The organism is Pacificispira sp. (genome assembly GCF_965228185.1).
Taxonomy (GTDB): domain Bacteria; phylum Pseudomonadota; class Alphaproteobacteria; order UBA8366; family Aestuariispiraceae; genus Pacificispira.
Genome location: NZ_CBDDHE010000008.1, coordinates 12,362 through 29,938, shown reverse-complemented (window position 1 = coordinate 29,938; position 17,577 = coordinate 12,362). Strand labels below are relative to the sequence as shown.

Genomic DNA, 17,577 nt, shown 5'->3' with positions numbered 1-17,577 from the left:
GCCCCAGCCGACACCCCTGGAGGTCGGTCGCCGGATCGGAGGTCGATCCGGTGGATTCTCGCATATTGAGGAGAAATGAGATGGCTGAAGAAGCGATCTTCCCCGCCAAAGCGCGGGAGCGGGCAGGTAAGGGGGCAGCCCGTGCGGTCCGCCGCGAAGGCCTTGTGCCGGGTGTCGTCTATGGCGACAACAAGGATCCCCTGACGATTGCGGTCGATCCGCGTCACATCATGAAGCAGTTGGAAATGGGTCTGCTGTTCAACACGATCTATACGGTCGACGTTGAAGGCGGGGCCAAGGAAAAGGCGCTGCCGCGCGACGTGCAGTTCCATCCGGTCACCGACGCACCGCTTCACATCGACTTCATGCGCCTGCGCAAAGGGTCGAAGATCAACGTCAACATTCCGGTTACCTTCATCAATGAAGAAGCCAGCCCGGGCATCGACCAGGGCGGCATTCTGAACGTCACGCGCGATGAAGTCGAACTGATGTGCCCGGTCGACGACATTCCGCACGAAGTCGTTTGCGACCTGACCGGGACCCAGATCGGCGACACGATCCGGATTTCCATGGTCACGCTGCCGGAAGGCGTCGAGCCGGTCATTCAGGATCGCGACTTCGTCGTCGCCAACATCACGTCCGCCTCGATCTCCGAGCCGGTCGAAAGCGATGATGAGGACGAGGACGTCGAAGAAGCGGCGGACGCCGAAGAGGAAGCGGAGTCCGAGGAGTAACCCTCCTGACCGGACGAAAGGCGGTATCCCATGCGTCTCGTTGTTGGGCTCGGCAATCCCGGACCGAAATACGAGCGCAACCGCCACAATGTCGGATTCCTGGCGGTGGACGAAATCGTCCGCCGCCATTCCTTTTCCGCCTGGCGCAGCCGCTTTCAGGGCCTGACCTCGGAAGGTGAGGTCGGCGGCGAGAAGGTTCTGATCCTCAAGCCCGCCACCTTCATGAACGAAAGCGGCCGGTCCGTCGGCGAAGCCATGCGCTTCTTCAAGCTGAATGCAGGCGACGTCACCGTCCTCTATGACGAGCTGGACCTCGCCCCGACGCGCATCAAGGTGAAGCAGGGCGGCGGCAATGGCGGTCATAACGGTCTGAAATCGATCGATGCCCATATCGGCAAGGACTATTGGCGGGTGCGTATCGGCATCGGCCATCCCGGCGACAAGGCACGCGTCGTGGGACATGTCCTGTCCGATTTCAGCAAGGCGGAATGGCCGGATTTCGAACGACTGCTGGACGGGATTTCCGACCGTTTCGATCTGCTGGCGCAAGGCAAAGCGTCGGATTTCATGTCGAAACTGGCGATGGATTTGAACCCGCCGAAACCGGCATCCGAACCAAGGCCCGCCAAGGCGGCGCCAGCCCCGGCCGACGCGCCGGGCGCGAAGCCGGATACCGGATTGGCGGCGCAACTGAAGAAATGGATGTCCGGCGGTCCGGACGCTCAGTGACTATAAGCTAGGAGGGCCCCATGGGCTTCAATTGCGGTATCGTCGGCCTGCCCAATGTCGGCAAATCGACCCTGTTCAACGCCCTGACCGAAACGCAAGCCGCCCAGGCCGCGAACTTCCCGTTCTGCACCATTGAGCCGAATGTCGGCCGCGTCGCCGTGCCGGATCCCCGCCTGGACAAGTTGGCCGCGTTGGCCAAATCCGCAAAGATCATCCCGACCCAGTTGGAATTCGTCGACATTGCCGGCCTGGTGAAGGGCGCGTCCAAGGGCGAAGGGCTGGGCAACCAGTTCCTGGGGAATATCCGTGAAGTCGACGCGATCTGTCATGTCCTGCGCTGCTTCGAAAATGGCGACATCACCCATGTCGAAGGGTCCGTCGATCCGTTGCGCGATGCGGAGACGGTCGAAACCGAATTGATGCTGTCGGATATGGAAAGCCTGGAGCGGCGCATCCAGCCGATCCAGAAACGGGCCAATTCCGGCGACAAGGAAGCCAAGGCGGATATTGCCCTGATGACCAAGGCGCTGGACCTGTTACGCGACGGCAAACCCGCCCGCTTGGCCGAACTGACGCCGGAGGAGGAAGTGCCTTTCCGTCGGCTGCAACTGATTACGTCCAAGCCTGTTCTGTATGTCTGCAACGTCGAGGAAGAAGCGGCCGGAACCGGCAACGCATTTTCCGCGAAGGTCTTCGAGAAAGCCAAGGCCGAGGGGGCCCAGGCGGTCGTGATTTCCGCTGCGATCGAGGCCGAGGTGGCACAATTGGATACCGAGGAGGAGCGCCGCGAATTCCTCGATACGCTGGGGCTGGAGGAGACCGGTCTGGCCCGCGTGATTCGCGCCGGATACTCGCTGTTGGATCAGATCACCTTCTTCACGGTGGGCCCGAAAGAGGCCCGCGCCTGGACCGTGTTCCGTGGGGCCAAGGGGCCGCAGGCCGCAGGTGTCATCCATACGGATTTCGAACGCGGCTTTATCGCGGCGGAAACCATCGCCTATGACGATTATGCCGGGCTGGGGGGTGAAGCGGCGGCCAAAGAGGCCGGCAAGGTGCGGTTGGAAGGCCGCGATTACCTGGTGAAGGATGGCGACGTCTTCCATTTCCGCTTCAACGTTTGATCCGCAAGGACGAGGGATCGTCAACGGGCGGTTGACACTGCCCGTACGCGGCGCTGAAACTTCGAACCGAGAGCTCGGGGTATTTCACTGTTCGGAACGGGTCGGATCACCATGAAACGCGCGGTTCAGTCGGTTGTCGCGATCGCCATTGCGGTCGCGCTGGTGTCTTGGGTTCTGATCGGCACACAGGATTCCGCCGAGACGGCGATGAATACCAACGATGCCAACCTGGTCATCCACGGCTATGACGCGGTGGCGTATTTCACCGAAGGCCGCCCGGTGGAAGGGTCCGCCGATTTCCAGTCAATCTATCGCGACGCATTGTTTCAATTCGCGTCGGCGGAGCATAAGGCCTTGTTCGACGCCGATCCCGACAAATACGCGCCGGCCTATGGCGGATACTGCGCCTATGGCGTCACACAGAAGCAGAAGTTCGACATCGACCCCAATGCCTGGGAGATCGTGGGGGATCGGCTATTCCTGCAGCTTGATCCCGGGACGCGGCTGATCTGGCTGGAAAACCGCGACGGCCATATCGCGACGGCCGATACACTGTGGCCGGAAATCAAGCGCATCCCGGCCGAAGATCTGTGATCCGGCCTAGTGAACCCTGACCGGTTCTACCGCTTGGTTTCGCGCTGAAGCGCCCACTTCACCTTGACGCCCTCCGGTCCGGTAACGCCCGTTAGCAGGATTTGCTGGGTCCGTTTGGTTTCCTGTGAACCGCCCAGATAAACACTGTCGGTCAGCGACATCGCCGCGCCGCTGACGCGCAGCCGCCAGCCGGTTCCCGACGGCGTCTTCAACAGCGCGGAGGCGTTGTTGGACAGAAGCGATACCTGAACCTTGGGGTGCAAATGAAAGCGGATCGTGAAGGTATGTCCTTCCGGCCCGTCCAGCGCGTCCTCGCCCCGCAGATCGGTGCCTTCCGGCGCCAGATACAGACGGCGGGTATGGGTCAGGCCAAAGGGTTTGGCATAGCCGTCATGGGACATCTCGACCCAGACCGCGCCGTCTGCCTCGTTCCGCTCTACAACAGTGCTGGCGCGGCGGCGGCCAATCCGGCCATCCTTGCCGATTTCGTCCGCATTCGTGTCTTCGACCCCCAGCGTCGAATGGGCGGCGGTGCTGCGCTGGGCCCGCGCCCAGTCCCCTTCGGTCAGGCGCGCGGCGCCGCAATTGACGATCAACCGCTCCGCCGCATAGCCGACCTCGATGGCCAGAGGCGCGGCGTGGGCATGCGCGTCGAAAGGGTAACCGGGCGGCGCGCCGGCATCGGCCAGAACGCTCAACTTGCCCGAGATTAGCTTTTCGAATCCGCCATGCGGGCAGCGGGCGGGTGCCCGGCCGCGTGCATCCGCACGGCCCAGTACCGCGTCGATCTCGGCGCTGTCGCCCTCGCGGCTGTCGTGGAACAGGGCCAACCCGCCATCGCCATGCCGGAAGAAGCGCAGGACCGGCGCCATACGGTCGATGGCGGTCATCAGCCCGATCGGGATTTCCCGCTGCATCTCTTGGAACAGTTCCTTCAGGCCGACCAGATCGCGCATGACTTCGAACTGGATGCGCGGGCTACGGGTCGCATGGCAGCCATCCGGCAGGATCGAATAGGACAATTCGCGTTCCAACAGGCCGATCGCCGCGCCGGTGCGGGGGGAGAACATCGGCAGCATAAGGCAGGCCTGGACATAGCCGACAATACCAAGCAGACGTTCCGCGCCGACCCCGTCCGACCCGGCATAGTGGGTCAGGTGGCGGATCTGACGCCCCAGCGAATCCAGCAACGCTTCCGTGCGCTCGCCGCTCAGCCCGTCCGTGATCAGCCGCCAGTGATACAGCCAGGCGCGCACCCGACGTCCGACCGTGCCCGCCGACCAGGCGATCCGGTCGCTGGCCGGTTTGCTGCCGGCCAGGTCGCGGTCGAGCCATTCCAGGGTCAGGCGCTGGGCGCACTCGCCCGCCTCGTCCCCGCCTGATGCTTCTAGATCGCGCAGCCATTCGAATCCCTGCGCAGCGATGCGCCACCCGGTGCCGGCCTCCTGCTGATCCCAGAGCGACCCGGTCGGTGTAATAGTGGTTCCGGCGAAGGTGTAGCGGCCAGACGCGATGGCGCGGCCGCGCGCGGGATCACCCGGCCACGGATCCGGCACCGTACGGTACGGCGCGCCCGGACGGGCGCCCGACAGCATGATCCCGTACAGGCCCAAAGCGCCTGCAAGGCGCGCGGTTCTATAGCGCACTTCCTGTCCGATCGGGTTGGGCGGAATCGTCACCGGTTCCATGATGGCCCCCGGCCCCTTCGACTGGCGTCACATGCCGCGAAGGCGGCGAATGTTTTTAGCGTAACTGTCCGGACCGCCATTGAATGTCGCGGTCCCGGCGACCAGAACGTCGGCCCCGGCAGCCACGGCACGCGGCGCGGTTTCGAAATTGATGCCGCCGTCGACCTCCAGATCGATCTCACGTCCCGTCGCGTCGATCATCTCACGCAGGCGGGCGATCTTTTCCAACTGACTGCCGATAAAGCTCTGTCCGCCAAAACCTGGATTAACCGACATGACCAGGATCAGGTCCAGAAGGTCCATGACCGGTTCCACCACATGCACGGGCGTGCCGGGATTCAAGACGACGCCCGCCTTCTTGCCCATGGCGCGGATGCTCTGCAGCGTTCGGTGCAAATGCGGGCCGGATTCGGGATGGATCGTCAGAATATCCGCCCCGGCCGCCGCAAAGGCCTCGATATAGGGATCGACCGGCGCGATCATCAGATGGACGTCGAAGACCTTCTCTGTATGCGGGCGCAGCGCTTTGACCACGGCGGGTCCGATGGTGATGTTGGGCACGAAATGGCCGTCCATCACGTCGATATGGATGTAATCCGCGCCGGCCGTGTCGATGGCTGCGACTTCCGCGCCCAGGGCCGCGAAATCGGCGGACAGGATGGACGGTGCGATGCGGGTGGGCTGCTGCGTCAAAATCGTACTTTCAGCATGGGTTCGATCCGTATCTAGGTAGTCCCGGATTCGCCGCGACGCAACCGCACCCCGCACGATACCGCAAGATTACTGGGTGGGCGTATAGACTGTCACCGGTTCTGCGACACCGGGCAGAGAGACATTCTCGATGGCTCGCAGCGTCTCGCCTTCGCCCAGCGCTGCGGCGGTTTCGGCCGAAAGCAGGATGCGCGTGCCCTGGTCCTTGTTCTTGGATTCCAGCCGCGCGGCCAGATTGACCGTATCGCCGTGGACCGTATAGCCCCGACGCCCGGCGCCGCCCACGGTCCCCGCCACCAGGTCGCCGGTCGCGATGCCGATGCGGGGGATCATTTCCTGTCCGCCGAATGTACTGCCCGCGCAGGATTCCAGGATATCCCGCGCGGCGTTCAGGGCGCTGCGCTCATGATCCGGCAGATCGGTCGGGGCGTTGAACACTGCCAGCGCGGCGTCGCCCTGAAACTGGGTGATGATGCCGCCATGCCGGCCGATACAAGCGGCGACGCAGTCGAAATAGTCATTCAATACGGCGACCGTCCGTTCGGGCCCCAGACGGTGTGTCATCGCGGTGAAGCCTGTCAGATCGCAGAACAGCACGCTGGCGCGGCGTTGTTCGGGCGGTAGGATGCCGCCCGTTGCGATCATCGCGTCGGCAACAGTGTCCGGCACATATTGGCCGAAAGCCTCGCGCACCGCGCGTCGGCTTTGCTCAGCCTCGATCTGACGGGCGACCAGCCGGCGGGCGCGATAGACGATCAGGCCCAAAATCCCCGCCGTGGCCAGGATGACGATGGATTCCTGGATGCGGCTGAACCCGCCGACCCAGTCGGGCGACAGGATATAGGCCAGAAAGGCGTCGCCCCGCGCGTCGGCCGGGATGTCGTCCCAATCCAATCCGGCCGGATGGTCGACGACCAGATACAACATCAGCCAACCCGCCACGATACAGACGCCGGTCCAAAGAACGACGCGCGGGGACAGGCTCATGCCCGTGCTGATCAGCACCAGGAAGAAGAAGGGAAAATAGTTGAAGTGGTAGACCATCGCCGGCGGCACGTGATCGAAAAAGATCAGGATCGACAGTGCGATCCCCGCGATCACCATCGCGACGTCCAGCCCATAGAAGACATAGGGCAGCCACCGCATCTGGGCATAACTGGGCACCAGGCGGTAATGCAGTGCGGTGATCGCCGCGAACAGGGCGCAGGCGCCGAGCGTGTAATAGACCAGCGGCGGGTTGCGGGTCAGCGAGATCCAGATCGCGATCGCGGCGATGACCCCAAGACGTCCCAACATGGCCAGCCGCGTGGAAGCGACCCGTTCGCGGGAGAAAATGGCCTCGGCATCCAATCCCCGGCGCATAACCGTGTCAGTCCTGTAGCGGGTATTGGACGATTGTCAGGACATTGCCGTCCGGATCGAAGAAATGGGCCAGCGCACCGCCCCAGGGCTGCAGTTCGGGCCGGCCGTCGAAGGGCACGCCCTTGCCTTCCATCTCGGCGACGGCGGCGCGGATATCGGGAACCGCAAAGGACAGGCCGGTGAAGCGGCCGACGAGGTCTTCTGCTTCCTCGCTGTCCGCCTCCAGAACCTCCAGCATCAGCTTCGCGGAACCGGTGTCGAAAATCGCGACGTTCTCGTCCGAGACTGCGGGCGTCATGCCCAATTTTCCCTGATAGAAATCCAGTGATTTCTTCAGGTTCACGGTAAAGAGGCGCACCGTGTCGATGGGTCCCAACATGTCAGCTTCCATTCCGTCGCAGGGTTTCGGCAGGCCTGTTCTGTTTGACACATGGGCGCTTCCTCCTCAACGTTCCAGCGAAACGGCAAATATCGGAAAGGGAGATGTCGATGCGGTCAGTCACGCTGGCGCAGGCGCGGATCATCATTGATCAGGCGCTGTCCGCCCCGAGATCCTCTCCCGATCGCCGGTTGGCGGTGGCGGTCTGCGACGCAGGAGGCCATCTTCTGGCCTTTGAACGCGAAGGCGGCGCACCGCCGCTGCTGGGCCATATCGCCCAGGCCAAGGCCCAGACCTGCATCGCCTACGGCAAGTCGACCGCCGATCTGATGGATATGGCCGAACAATGGCCGGTCTGGTTCGAAGGCATCAGCAGGGTTTCCATGGAACGGATGGGTTTGCCGCTGATCGCGACGCGGGGCGGCGTCTTCATCCGCGATACGGATGGGTCCGTCATGGGCGCGGTCGGCGTCGCGGGCGAGGCCGGTGAGTATGACGAGGCGAATGCCATCGCCGGAATCCGGTCCGCCGGCCTGGCGGCGGATGCGGACTGAGCCCAATCCTTTTTCAAGTTCTCAAGACATTCAGAGGGTCCAATGGCTGGCAGCGCCCGCGCGAACGACATCCGCATCGAACTTTTCAGCGATACCAAGACCAGACCTTCCGCCGCCATGTTGGCCGCGATGGCCGAAGCCGCGACGGGCGACGAACAGGCGATGGAGGATCCGACCACCCTGAGCCTGGAGGAGAGGGTTGCGGAGTTGCTGGGCAAGGAAGCTGCGGTCTTCCTGCCGTCGGGGACGATGTGCAATCAGATCGCATTGCAGATCCATTGCCGCCCCGGCGACGCGGTCATCGCGGACAAGACCGCGCATATCATCGGATTTGAAGGCGGCGGGGCCGGGGCGACCGCGGGCGTCAACATCATGCCGCTTCAGGGCGTTCGCGGCGTCTACACGGTCGAGCAGGCGGCAGAGGCAATCCCGCCGCGTTCCAATCGCTATGCCCCGCGCGTTACCCTGATCGAGGTGGAGCAGACCGCCAATCTGGGCGGCGGCACGGTCTGGCCGGTCGACCGGATCGATGCGTTGGGGGCGCTGGCGCGGGACAAGGATTGCGCCCTGCATATGGATGGCGCGCGGCTGATGAACGCCGTCGCGGCGCTGGGAGAGCCGGCGGCGCGGATCGTCCAAGCCACGGATAGCGTCTGGATCGATCTGTCCAAGGGGCTGGGCTGCCCCGTCGGCGCGGTCTTGGCAGGATCCAAGGATTTCATCGCTGAGGCCTGGCGGGTCAAACAGCGCATGGGGGGCGCGCTGCGCCAATCCGGCTATCTGGCAGCCGCTGGGCTCTATGCCCTGGATCACAATCTGGCACGATTGGTGGAGGATAATACCAATGCGAAACTGTTCGCGGACGGGATTGCGGGCCTGCCGGGGATAGAGCTCGACCCGGCCACGGTGCACAGCAATATCGTACTGTACCATATCGCCGACGATGCGGCGTTGGACGCCCCGGCCATTTCCGCCGCCTTGATGAAGAAGGGCATCCGGATCGGTGCTTTCGACAAGCGCACCATGCGCGCCGTGACCCATCTGGATGTCTCGCGGGTTCAGGTCGAAGAGGCGGTCGACGCCATGCAGGCGTTGTTGCAGGGCGCCGCCTGACCCCAGTTATTTCTGCCAGCGTACGGCCTGGTTGCGGCCGGACTTCTTGGCTTCGTACAGGGCCGTATCGGCCTTTCTGAGGGCGTCGTCGATACTGATTTCCTGGGTAGGGGACGGCGCCACGTAGACCCCGGCACTCATGGTGACCGAAATGTCTTGCCCGTCCACGGTGACGGGTAATTCAGCAAATCTGGAAACGAGGCGGCGGCACATGCTTTCCGCCGCCTCGGCGTCGCCAACCAGGACGGCGAAGGCGAATTCCTCGCCTCCCATCCGCCCGAAACTGTCCTCGGCGCGGAAGAAATTGCGGAAATACTGTGCGGTTTCCTTCAGCACAGCGTCGCCGGCATCGTGTCCGTACTGGTCGTTGATTTTCTTGAAGTGATCCAGGTCGATCATACCGATGGCGACCAGTTTTTCGTATCGGTCCGCCATCGCACATTGTTTCTTGAACTGATCCAGAAAGCAGCGCCGGTTGGGGATTCCGGTCAGATCATCGTACAGGGCAAGGCGTTGCAGCGTGTAGTTCGCATCGCGCAACTCCTTGGTCTTGTCCGACACCAGTTTTTCCAGGCTCTGCTTCAGGTGCCGAAGGTCTTCGTTGCGCTTGGAAAGCTGATCGGCGTAGTAGGTCTGATCCGTGACGTCGCGTTCGATCGCGGCGAAATGGGTCACCTTCCCGAATTGATTCCGCAGCGGAAAGATATCCATATCCAGCCAGTACGGTTTGCCTGATTTTGAGTAGTTCAGGATCGTCTCGCGGATCGGTTGGTGCGCCTGCAGGGCCTCGCGAATACGCTGGCGGCAAGCGGCGTCGGTGCCGTGCCCCTGCAGGATCCGAGGTGTTTCGCCGATCGCTTCGGCGGAGCTGAAGCCGGTCAGTTCTTCGAATGCGCGATTGACGAAGACGATCTGCGGCCCGAATGGCGCCTCAATGCCCTCCGCGTCCGTGACGATGACGACATCCCGCGTGTTTTCGATCACATCACGGTAGGAAAACAGATGCCGACGGGCGCTGATCTCGTTGAAGGTCACGACGACAAAGCCTTCGTCGCCGAATTCTTCGCCGACTTCGGGATAGGCGTTCACGAGAAACCAGTTCACTTCGCGGGTCGTGGGGCTGTACTGGCCGATCATCTCGTTGATCAGCGGCATGCCTGTATTCAGGACCTGCTTCACGGGATAGGCATCGATTGGAATTTTCTGCTGATACTCGTCGATGAAGTACCAACTCGGATCATAGGCGTCTCGGCCAATCACCTGGTTGTAGGACATGTCCAGCAGCTTCAACGCCGTCGGGTTGGCATAGACGATAGACGTGTCCAGCCGGTGAATGACCACGCCGATATGGGCGTGTTTCAGCAGGCTCTTCAGATTGATCCGGTCGATCTCTTCGCTGTCCGGCGTCAGGTCCAAAGCTATCCTCCCCGATAATCTTTGGCATATCCGGAAGTGGGATTTGTTTTGGTTCTACCGACTTCCAGAGCCATTAGACTAACAGCGACGCCTGCCTCTGCCCATAGGTTTAGGATTGAAGCGCTGTTTCCGTCTCACGCCCGCCGCCAGGGCAGAACGGTCAGATGGGGCCAGATCGACTTCCATCGTCGCGTCTTTTCGGCATAGACCGAAGGAATGTCCAACCGGTGGTTCGGGACGATCCGGCCCAGTAAAGCCTGCTCTACGCCGAAGGGGGCATAGATCAGCGGCTTGCCGTCGCGGCCGGTGGTCATGGCGACCGCGGTGGTTTTCGACGGGAAGCGCAGCACCGCGTGTTGTGCCTGCCGGACCGGCGGGTAAGCGATGCCGAACTTTTCCCGATACCAGATCGGCACCCGCGCCTGATTGCGGATTTCGATGCGGACCGGCAGGTCGGCGAACAGTGCGGCGGCACGCCGGATGACCGCGTCCTCCGCTTCCCAGGACGTGTCGGGATCGCGGTAGATCAGGTCGTAGTCGTCGATATCCGCCTGGGGCGCCCGCCCAGCCGATGCGTTCCAGACCGGTTGCACCAGACAGCCGGACGTCAGCCAGGTTGCCGGCGGCAGGTCGCCCAGCCGGTTCAGAATCTCGCGATTGTAGGGATTGGCGAGACAGTGGTTCAGAAAGGCGTCTTGGGTCATTCCGGGACCTTAACCGCCGGGGGCGGGCAGGGCCATGGCCCGCCCCCGGCGGCAGGGCCTATTGCCCGATACGCCCGGGCAGGCTGAGATCGCCGGACGCCACGTCGAACACATCGGTGACGCAGAGCAGCGGCGCATGGACATTCGCGTTCACCCGCAGCCCGCTGGTAACGCCGTCATAGGCAATGCCGGTCAGGTCCTGGCCCGGTGCGAAGGGAACCTTCACGTCGACCGATTCCCCGCTCAGAAGTGGCTGCCAGCCGGGACTGTCGATCAGGATCGGCAGGCCGGGCCATGTCTTGGGCAGGCTCGGCGTGGCCCCTTCCGGGATGTCCAGGACCTTCAGCGCGCCGGGCCCACAGGCCTCGTCCGGCCCCAGCACGACCCAATGGCTGTGCCACAGATCGCCGTCATTGGCCGTGTCGCCGTCGCCGTTTTCGTCGAACAGCGGCGTGTCGTCGAAATCCGGATGGGCGGTAACCGCCAGCGACAGAATGCCTGCGCCCTGGTCGAATCCGACCGCCGACGCGTCCAGGCCGGTCGGCCAGACATAGGCGAAGACCTCTGCCCCGGCCAATTGACCGGTCGCCGCGGGACGGCTATCGCCCGCCTTGCCGGAGACCGCCATATGGAAGGTCGCGACATTGCCCGCGACGGTGACCTTGGCGTGGACGATATCGAAATCGGCTTTCTCGGCAGCGTTCGGCGCGGCCTGGATTCCGCTGGTATGCTGGTCATGGGCGGCGGCCGGGCTGGACGCCGCAAGCAGCGCGGCGGCAAGGACCGGCGCGATTAGGGTGCGGACCAGCCCATGCTGGCCCGGGTAAGTCTTCCATGTCATGATCGGGAACTTCCTTTCTGTGCGAAGAGAGGTTGTGAAACGGACGCTCCGGTCGTTGCCGCGACCGGGGCGTCTTTTCGTCAGGCCGGGGGACCCGTATCGAACCGCCGCGCCGTGCGGCGGGCCTGATCGGGATCGGCCGCCTCGTGGTCGCCGCAGTCGAGGCGCAATTGCGGCTCCCCGAAAGCGGCGTTCACGAAGTCGCAGTGATGCGGCTTGGCCGCATCGTCATGATGATGGGGCCGGAAGAACCGGCAGGTGACGCAGAGCCGCTGCGGCGCGATGGCGCCCGCTTCCTGCAGGCCGCGTACAAGTTTCACCAGGATGCGGTTCAGGTCGCCCCGGTCACGCGGGTCCAGATCGGCCAGGATGTCGTCCAGGGCATTGGGCCGATCCGCGAGGTCGTCGACCGTTCTCTCTCCAGCCTGGGTCAGGGTCGCCAGCACCGCACGCCCGTCCGCCGGGTCCTTGACGCGCGCGACAGCGCCCTTCGCGACGAGGGCTGCCACGGCATCGCTGACCGTTGCCTGGGTTGCGCCGACCTGCGCCGCCAGGGCGGCGATCCGCAGCGGGCCGCGCCGGCGGATCAGGTGCAGGATCGCCATCTGTGTCGGCGTCAGGCCCAGCCGCTCACCGTCCTGCCAATCCTGCTGACGCAGGAAGGCCGCGATGCGGGACAGCCCGGAAAGGCTTTGCTCTGTAGCGTCGGTCTGGCTCATGATTTATATATAGGACTCCTAAATAAAATAGACAATCGGATTCTTAAACGCCTGGTTTCGCCCGCGAAAATATACTGCGGGCATCCTCTGGCGGGGCGGGAAGGGGATACCGATATCTCCTGGCGGCTTAACCAAGGAGTGCTCCGGCCATGTCCCCCCTTCCGTCCGCATCCCCTCGATCCGTATCCCTGTCGGTCCGGCTGTCCTGCCTGTCCGCCGCCCTGCTTGTCGCCGGCCTGATCGGCAGCGAGATTTTCGCCGTCCTCTCCGCCCTGTTCTGGGCCACCGTCGGATCGTTCGATCTGCCCAGCGTCGTCCTGACCGTCGCGCTCTGGCTGGCCGCCGGGATCAGCCTGGCATCGTTCTGGCGCCTGACGGTCTATGCCTATGGCGTGGAGCGCCGCCGCCTGGCCGACCCCGCGCCGCTCTGAACACGGGCGCCGCCAGGGTAGCAACCGGTCTGGACCTTCCGCACCGGCGCCCTAAATTCAGGTCCAGGAATTCCTAACCGGGAAGGAGAGACGGCATGAAACCTTTGTTCGCGGCCCTGACCGGATTTCTGATCCTGATCGGCATTGCGGCCACGGCATCGGCTCATCACGGCTGGCGCTGGACGACGGGCGGCAACATCGAACTGATCGGCATCATCCAGTCGGCCAAGCTGGGCAATCCGCATGGCGTTCTGACCGTCGACGCGGAGGGCGAGATCTGGACCGTCGAGGTCGGCCAGCCCTGGCGCAACGAACGCGCCGGCGTGCAGGATGGCGACCTGTCGGAAGGCGTCGAGATCCGCGTTGTCGGCGAGCCCGCGGCCGACGCGTCGCAGAAACTGCTGAAGGCGGAGAAGTTCTATATCGGCGACCGGGAATTCGTGCTCTATCCGGAACGGAACTGACCGCCGGCGATGGAAGCGCTGCTGACCGCCCTGGCGGAGACGCCGCCCGCCGCCTATCTGCGCGGCGCGCGCTGGGGCTACGCCGCCGTCAACGCGTCGCATATCCTGGGGATCGCGCTGCTGATCGGCGCGGTCGTGCAGATGAATCTGCGCTTGCTGGGCTGGCACGGAAAAGCACTGGACAGCGCCGCGCTGATCCGTGTTTTGCGGCCCTGCGCGATGGCGGGGCTGATCCTCGCCGTCCTGACCGGGCTGCTGCTGTTCAGCATCCAGCCCGCCGACTATCTGGCACTCTCCGTGTTTCAGGCGAAGCTCGCCCTCATCGCGCTCGGCACCGCCGCCGCGCTGTGGGGCAGCCGCCGGACCCCGCCCGCGCATCCCCGGGCCCATGCCCTGGTCTCGCTCGCCTGCTGGATCGCCGCCCTGATCTGCGGCCGGATGATCGCCTTCGCGGCGTGACGAGAAGCCTCCCGGCAACTGTCTCTCGGCAATCGTCCCCGGGCGTGCTCCTATGGCGCCCATCGATCATCCGACCCGGGGGAGACCGCCATGACCGACCTGACCATCCTGAACGGCCCGAATCTGAACCTGCTGGGGGAGCGGGAGCCGGAAATCTACGGCGCCACGACCCTGCCGCAGATCGAGGAAGCCTGCACCGGTTTCGCGAAGACGCTGGGCCTGTCCATGACCTTCCGTCAGTCGAACTATGAGGGGCAGCTGATCGAGTGGATCCACGAGGCCCGCAAGACCGGCCGCGCCATCATCATCAACCCGGCCGGCTTGTCCTTCCATTCCGTCCCGCTGCTGGACGCGCTGAAGACCTTCGACGGCCCGATCGTGGAGGTCCATATCTCCAACATCCACGCCCGCGACATCCATCACCGCCACTCCATCATCTCCACCGCCGCCACGTCGGTGATCTGCGGCCTGGGTCCTTATGGCTACCTGATGGCGATGCTGTCCGCGGCCCGCATGCTGGACGCCGTGCCGGACGGAATGCCCGCGCCGCTGCGGACGCTGCCGGTATAGGGGAAGAGAACCGCAGAGGACGCGAAGAAGACGCCAAGGACGCCGAGGGATCGGTGCCCCCGCTTCACGGCATCGTCGCCCCGGCGAAAGCCGGGGCCCAGGGAACAAGGCAGCACCGCGCCATTCTTCACTGCAATCTCCGCTTCGTTGCGCATTCCCCATTTCCGCCATCCCCTCTCACTTCCGTCATCCCCGCGAAGGCGGGGATCCAGGGAAACCGGCGGGATCGTGCCACAGGGCCCTGGATTCCCGTCTTCACGGGAATGACGCGCCAGGGGAAGTGCGCCCTTCAATCCCGCGTCACGGCGGTCAGGTTCATCAGCACCCGGAAGGCCGGTTTCGGCAGTTCATGGGCGGCGATCACCGTGCGGGCCGGGCGGCGCTCGCCCATGACGGAGATATAGGCCGCGTTCATCCGCTCGAAATCCGCCATGTCTTTCAGGAAGACATGGATATGCATCGCATGGTCCAGATCGGACCCTGCCGCGCGCAGCATGTGATCGAAGGAATTCAGGATCGCCACGGCCTGTGCCGCAACATCCGGCCCGGCCAATTGCCCGGTCTCCCGGTCAATTCCGCCGACCCCGCCGATCATGATCAGATTGCCCGCCTTCGCCACATGGCTATACGGCCCGATCAGAGGCGGCGACCCCTCCGGAACCATGGTCTCAACTGAAGGTGCCATCTCTTTCCCTATCCAGGATGGATGGCGCGGACGGGGAGAGGGAAGCGGCTGCGGGGCGGTGTGGCAAGGGGCTAAAGCTGATGACACCATTTCCAACACATTGCGAAACTCGTAGACCTTGGGCACCAATTACCCGACCGGCTTGTCTAGGATTGATATAGCCAAGGTGGCGAAATTCTGGGTGACCATGAAATGATCTGCATCGTTCACTGGAAAAGCCGTACTTAGTCACTGCGCCGGCGGAGGCGAATCTGCGCGGGGAAACAGCGAGACGATGATCCGAGTGTGACGTCCTGTCTCGTTCCCACAGTCGACTGGCTGAGGCTGTGTTGGAAGGTGTGCGGTGAAGTTCAACTTTCTTGCGACCAGTAGTGGTCAACGATCATCTCGCTATGCTCTAACTTTTTGATTGCTTATTTGAGTAATACTCCATGCCTTCGCGTAAGATTCTAAGAAATGTTGAGTTGCGGACACGAGCATCCGCCACAATAGTTTGCATTGTTATGACAAACAACGGTGTGGGTACTTTATCTCCGTATTCTGTTGGTGTCTTGAATTCCCTATAAAAAACCTTCCCTTTTGAGAATAAAGGAGAAAAATCTTGTTGTATTAAACTTTGCTCCATTTCTGTGTCAACATGCATGATGGCATAATACCACATCCTCTGTATGTTTGGGCAATGGGTTACTAATTCACGCGCTCGTTTCAAAAGCTGATTTATTGCGTACTGATTTTCCTTTTCATTATCTTGTTTCTTCTTCAATTCAATCACCACTACATCTACGGCGCGGCAATCATCTGGGTCGTCAGAAAAAATCATGGCTATGTCAGGCCTGCCGTCACTGCCGTCCTTTTCCGAATTTACTGAAATCGCGCTTATGACTTCCTGCATGCGCTTTTCACTCAGTATCGTTTGGAAGGACATAAATTTGTCATCCAGCAACCAGGCATTGTTGCGATAAATTTGTTCAACTACTTCTTTTCCAAAAAACTCCTTGTATCTTGGAACAATAATTTCATGAATTTTGTTCTCATTTTCGCTCTCAATATTCGCGGAAAGCTTCTCTATTATCTTTTCACGATACAAAACGTATTCGGTAAGAGACCGTGAGGACAGTTCTAGTGATTTTTCATATACATTCTCATCAATAGACTCGCTTTCCAGTATCCGCTTCTGATCTCTAAAAAATTTCTGTTGGGCGATGTAAATAGACTCGTCTTTGTCTATGAGACCTACGCTAGTTTTTTCGAAGTAGCCGAGTAGGTGTGGAAATTTTTCGTGAAACTTTGACTCTGTGATACTGTTTTTTTCTCGGATTTCAGGGATTTCAGAATCAAGAATGCTACCAACCTCTTTTCTTAGAACGGAAAATAGTGCATTATCCGAAGTTCCTTCGGGCAGAATTAATTTTTGCCGAGAATTATCGCTTTTCATATTAAAGAAAGAAGATTCAAATATGAAAATTGCGGAGTAATCTTCTGGTATACTGTTAAGATTGATAATATTTGATGGTATGGTTCGGCCATCTACGCTAAATGCAATTAGCCTGATGGGGCGTGTCCCGCTTTCAGAAATGTTATAACTAACTCGAACGCTATCCAATCCATCAATTGTTAAATCAATTATGTCTTTGTGTATAAGGTTCGGAAGGTCCGATTTCGTTATTGTCGCAGTGTCTGAAAAAAATTCCTGTTGTCTGTTTTCTTCTTTTGTTTCAACAGATAGGGTGATTTGAAAATCTTGGTCAGTATTCTTGAGCATTTGGAGCGTAGGAAACAGATGGTACAGAATTTCCGATTTTAGTGATTCGGACTTGACGTATTCGTAGCTGTAGATTTTATCTTTTAGATATCCATTGAATACGAGAGTCGTTCCATTCTTGGGCTCAGAAATTCCTTCGATACTCGATTCTCCATCAAAATCGGTAGAATATACAAAGTTACGTTTTAATTTATCAAAATAGCTCTCGACAAACACTGTGGAGAAATATTCTAGATATACGAGCCTTCCCAAACCTTTATGTTGGTTGTCTCTTGGTCTCAAAAGTTTTTTAAATCGCGAAAAATTCTCTTCAGTAAATCCAACTCCATCGTCGGATATGGTGATGCTTAGTGTATTTGATTTATCGTAGGCCTCTAAAGAAATTTGAACTTTTATGTTGCGCGCGCCAGCGTCGAATGAGTTTGTTATCGCTTCTAGGTATACCATTATAAGCGAAGAGTTTGGGAACAATAGCTTTATAGCATTGGTTGTTTCAATTTCCATGAATGTGTCGCTTCATATTGATTTAATTAAGCTAATT

Annotated in this window: 20 protein-coding genes; 10 read left to right on the top strand and 10 right to left on the bottom strand. The window is 60.8% G+C overall.

All coding sequences use genetic code 11. The features are described from left to right. Positions 1–80: 80 nt before the first annotated feature. The 4 genes from ACO06O_RS14785 to ACO06O_RS14770 all read left to right on the top strand — a co-directional run bounded on the left by ACO06O_RS14785 (position 81) and on the right by ACO06O_RS14770 (position 3,178). Positions 81–734, top strand: a complete 654-nt coding sequence (locus tag ACO06O_RS14785; RefSeq protein WP_421881249.1) for a 50S ribosomal protein L25/general stress protein Ctc — start codon at positions 81–83, stop codon at positions 732–734. Between the two features lie 30 nt (positions 735–764). Beyond that, a complete protein-coding gene (gene pth / locus ACO06O_RS14780; protein ID WP_421881246.1) occupies positions 765–1,463 on the top strand; it encodes an aminoacyl-tRNA hydrolase in 699 nt (232 codons plus the stop codon). Positions 1,464–1,483: 20 nt separating this feature from the next. After that, positions 1,484–2,584 carry a redox-regulated ATPase YchF gene (gene ychF, locus ACO06O_RS14775; RefSeq protein ID WP_421881243.1) on the top strand — a complete coding sequence of 367 codons (1,101 nt, stop codon included), beginning with the start codon at positions 1,484–1,486 and terminating at the stop codon, positions 2,582–2,584. A 111-nt stretch (positions 2,585–2,695) separates the two neighbouring features. Then, positions 2,696–3,178: a YHS domain-containing (seleno)protein gene (locus ACO06O_RS14770; RefSeq protein WP_421881240.1), complete on the top strand. Its 483-nt coding sequence runs from the start codon at positions 2,696–2,698 to the stop codon at positions 3,176–3,178. A 26-nt stretch (positions 3,179–3,204) separates the two neighbouring features. Here the strand turns inward: ACO06O_RS14770 and ACO06O_RS14765 are convergent, their stop codons facing one another. The 4 genes from ACO06O_RS14765 to ACO06O_RS14750 all read right to left on the bottom strand — a co-directional run bounded on the left by ACO06O_RS14765 (position 3,205) and on the right by ACO06O_RS14750 (position 7,318). Next, positions 3,205–4,866 (bottom strand): heparinase II/III family protein, encoded by a 1,662-nt coding sequence (locus ACO06O_RS14765; protein WP_421881237.1) that lies wholly within the window; start codon positions 4,864–4,866, stop codon positions 3,205–3,207. A gap of 27 nt (positions 4,867–4,893) precedes the next feature. Beyond that, complete coding sequence (gene rpe, locus ACO06O_RS14760) at positions 4,894–5,559, bottom strand: ribulose-phosphate 3-epimerase (protein ID WP_421881235.1); 666 nt, start codon at positions 5,557–5,559, stop codon at positions 4,894–4,896. A gap of 87 nt (positions 5,560–5,646) precedes the next feature. Continuing rightward, complete coding sequence (locus ACO06O_RS14755; protein ID WP_421881233.1) at positions 5,647–6,939, bottom strand: adenylate/guanylate cyclase domain-containing protein; 1,293 nt, start codon at positions 6,937–6,939, stop codon at positions 5,647–5,649. Between the two features lie 7 nt (positions 6,940–6,946). After that, positions 6,947–7,318, bottom strand: coding sequence for a VOC family protein (locus ACO06O_RS14750; protein ID WP_421881231.1), 372 nt, complete (start codon positions 7,316–7,318; stop codon positions 6,947–6,949). Positions 7,319–7,422: 104 nt separating this feature from the next. On the opposite strand from ACO06O_RS14750, the gene ACO06O_RS14745 reads away from it, so the two are divergent. Next, complete coding sequence (locus ACO06O_RS14745) at positions 7,423–7,872, top strand: GlcG/HbpS family heme-binding protein (RefSeq protein WP_420418293.1); 450 nt, start codon at positions 7,423–7,425, stop codon at positions 7,870–7,872. A 42-nt stretch (positions 7,873–7,914) separates the two neighbouring features. Further along, the gene (locus ACO06O_RS14740) at positions 7,915–8,985 is read left to right on the top strand and encodes a threonine aldolase family protein (RefSeq protein WP_421881228.1); all 1,071 of its coding nucleotides are present in this window, start codon (positions 7,915–7,917) and stop codon (positions 8,983–8,985) included. A 6-nt stretch (positions 8,986–8,991) separates the two neighbouring features. Here ACO06O_RS14740 and ACO06O_RS14735 read toward each other — a convergent pair whose 3' ends face one another. The 4 genes from ACO06O_RS14735 to ACO06O_RS14720 form a co-directional block, all read right to left on the bottom strand. Further along, positions 8,992–10,401, bottom strand: a complete 1,410-nt coding sequence (locus tag ACO06O_RS14735) for a diguanylate cyclase (RefSeq protein ID WP_421881225.1) — start codon at positions 10,399–10,401, stop codon at positions 8,992–8,994. Positions 10,402–10,535: 134 nt separating this feature from the next. Next, positions 10,536–11,105 (bottom strand): nucleotidyltransferase family protein, encoded by a 570-nt coding sequence (locus tag ACO06O_RS14730; RefSeq protein WP_421881221.1) that lies wholly within the window; start codon positions 11,103–11,105, stop codon positions 10,536–10,538. A 58-nt stretch (positions 11,106–11,163) separates the two neighbouring features. Beyond that, entirely contained in the window at positions 11,164–11,946 is a 783-nt protein-coding gene (locus ACO06O_RS14725; protein ID WP_421881218.1) for a hypothetical protein, read from the bottom strand. Positions 11,947–12,026: 80 nt separating this feature from the next. Beyond that, positions 12,027–12,665, bottom strand: a complete 639-nt coding sequence (locus tag ACO06O_RS14720) for a MarR family winged helix-turn-helix transcriptional regulator (RefSeq protein ID WP_421881215.1) — start codon at positions 12,663–12,665, stop codon at positions 12,027–12,029. Positions 12,666–12,814: 149 nt separating this feature from the next. Between ACO06O_RS14720 and ACO06O_RS14715 the strand changes: the two genes are divergently transcribed. From ACO06O_RS14715 to ACO06O_RS14700, 4 genes are all read left to right on the top strand, one after another. After that, on the top strand, positions 12,815–13,096 hold the full coding sequence (locus ACO06O_RS14715; protein ID WP_421881212.1) for a hypothetical protein: 282 nt from the start codon (positions 12,815–12,817) through the stop codon (positions 13,094–13,096). Between the two features lie 95 nt (positions 13,097–13,191). Beyond that, complete coding sequence (locus ACO06O_RS14710) at positions 13,192–13,560, top strand: DUF6152 family protein (protein WP_421881209.1); 369 nt, start codon at positions 13,192–13,194, stop codon at positions 13,558–13,560. A 9-nt stretch (positions 13,561–13,569) separates the two neighbouring features. Next, on the top strand, positions 13,570–14,019 hold the full coding sequence (locus ACO06O_RS14705) for a hypothetical protein (protein ID WP_421881207.1): 450 nt from the start codon (positions 13,570–13,572) through the stop codon (positions 14,017–14,019). 90 nt (positions 14,020–14,109) lie between these two features. Beyond that, complete coding sequence (locus tag ACO06O_RS14700; protein WP_421881204.1) at positions 14,110–14,589, top strand: type II 3-dehydroquinate dehydratase; 480 nt, start codon at positions 14,110–14,112, stop codon at positions 14,587–14,589. A gap of 289 nt (positions 14,590–14,878) precedes the next feature. On the opposite strand, the gene ACO06O_RS14695 is transcribed toward ACO06O_RS14700, so the two are convergent. Then, positions 14,879–15,274, bottom strand: a complete 396-nt coding sequence (locus ACO06O_RS14695) for a RidA family protein (protein ID WP_421881200.1) — start codon at positions 15,272–15,274, stop codon at positions 14,879–14,881. A gap of 397 nt (positions 15,275–15,671) precedes the next feature. Beyond that, positions 15,672–17,540 carry an ATP-binding protein gene (locus ACO06O_RS14690; RefSeq protein ID WP_421881197.1) on the bottom strand — a complete coding sequence of 623 codons (1,869 nt, stop codon included), beginning with the start codon at positions 17,538–17,540 and terminating at the stop codon, positions 15,672–15,674. Positions 17,541–17,577: the final 37 nt, after the last annotated feature.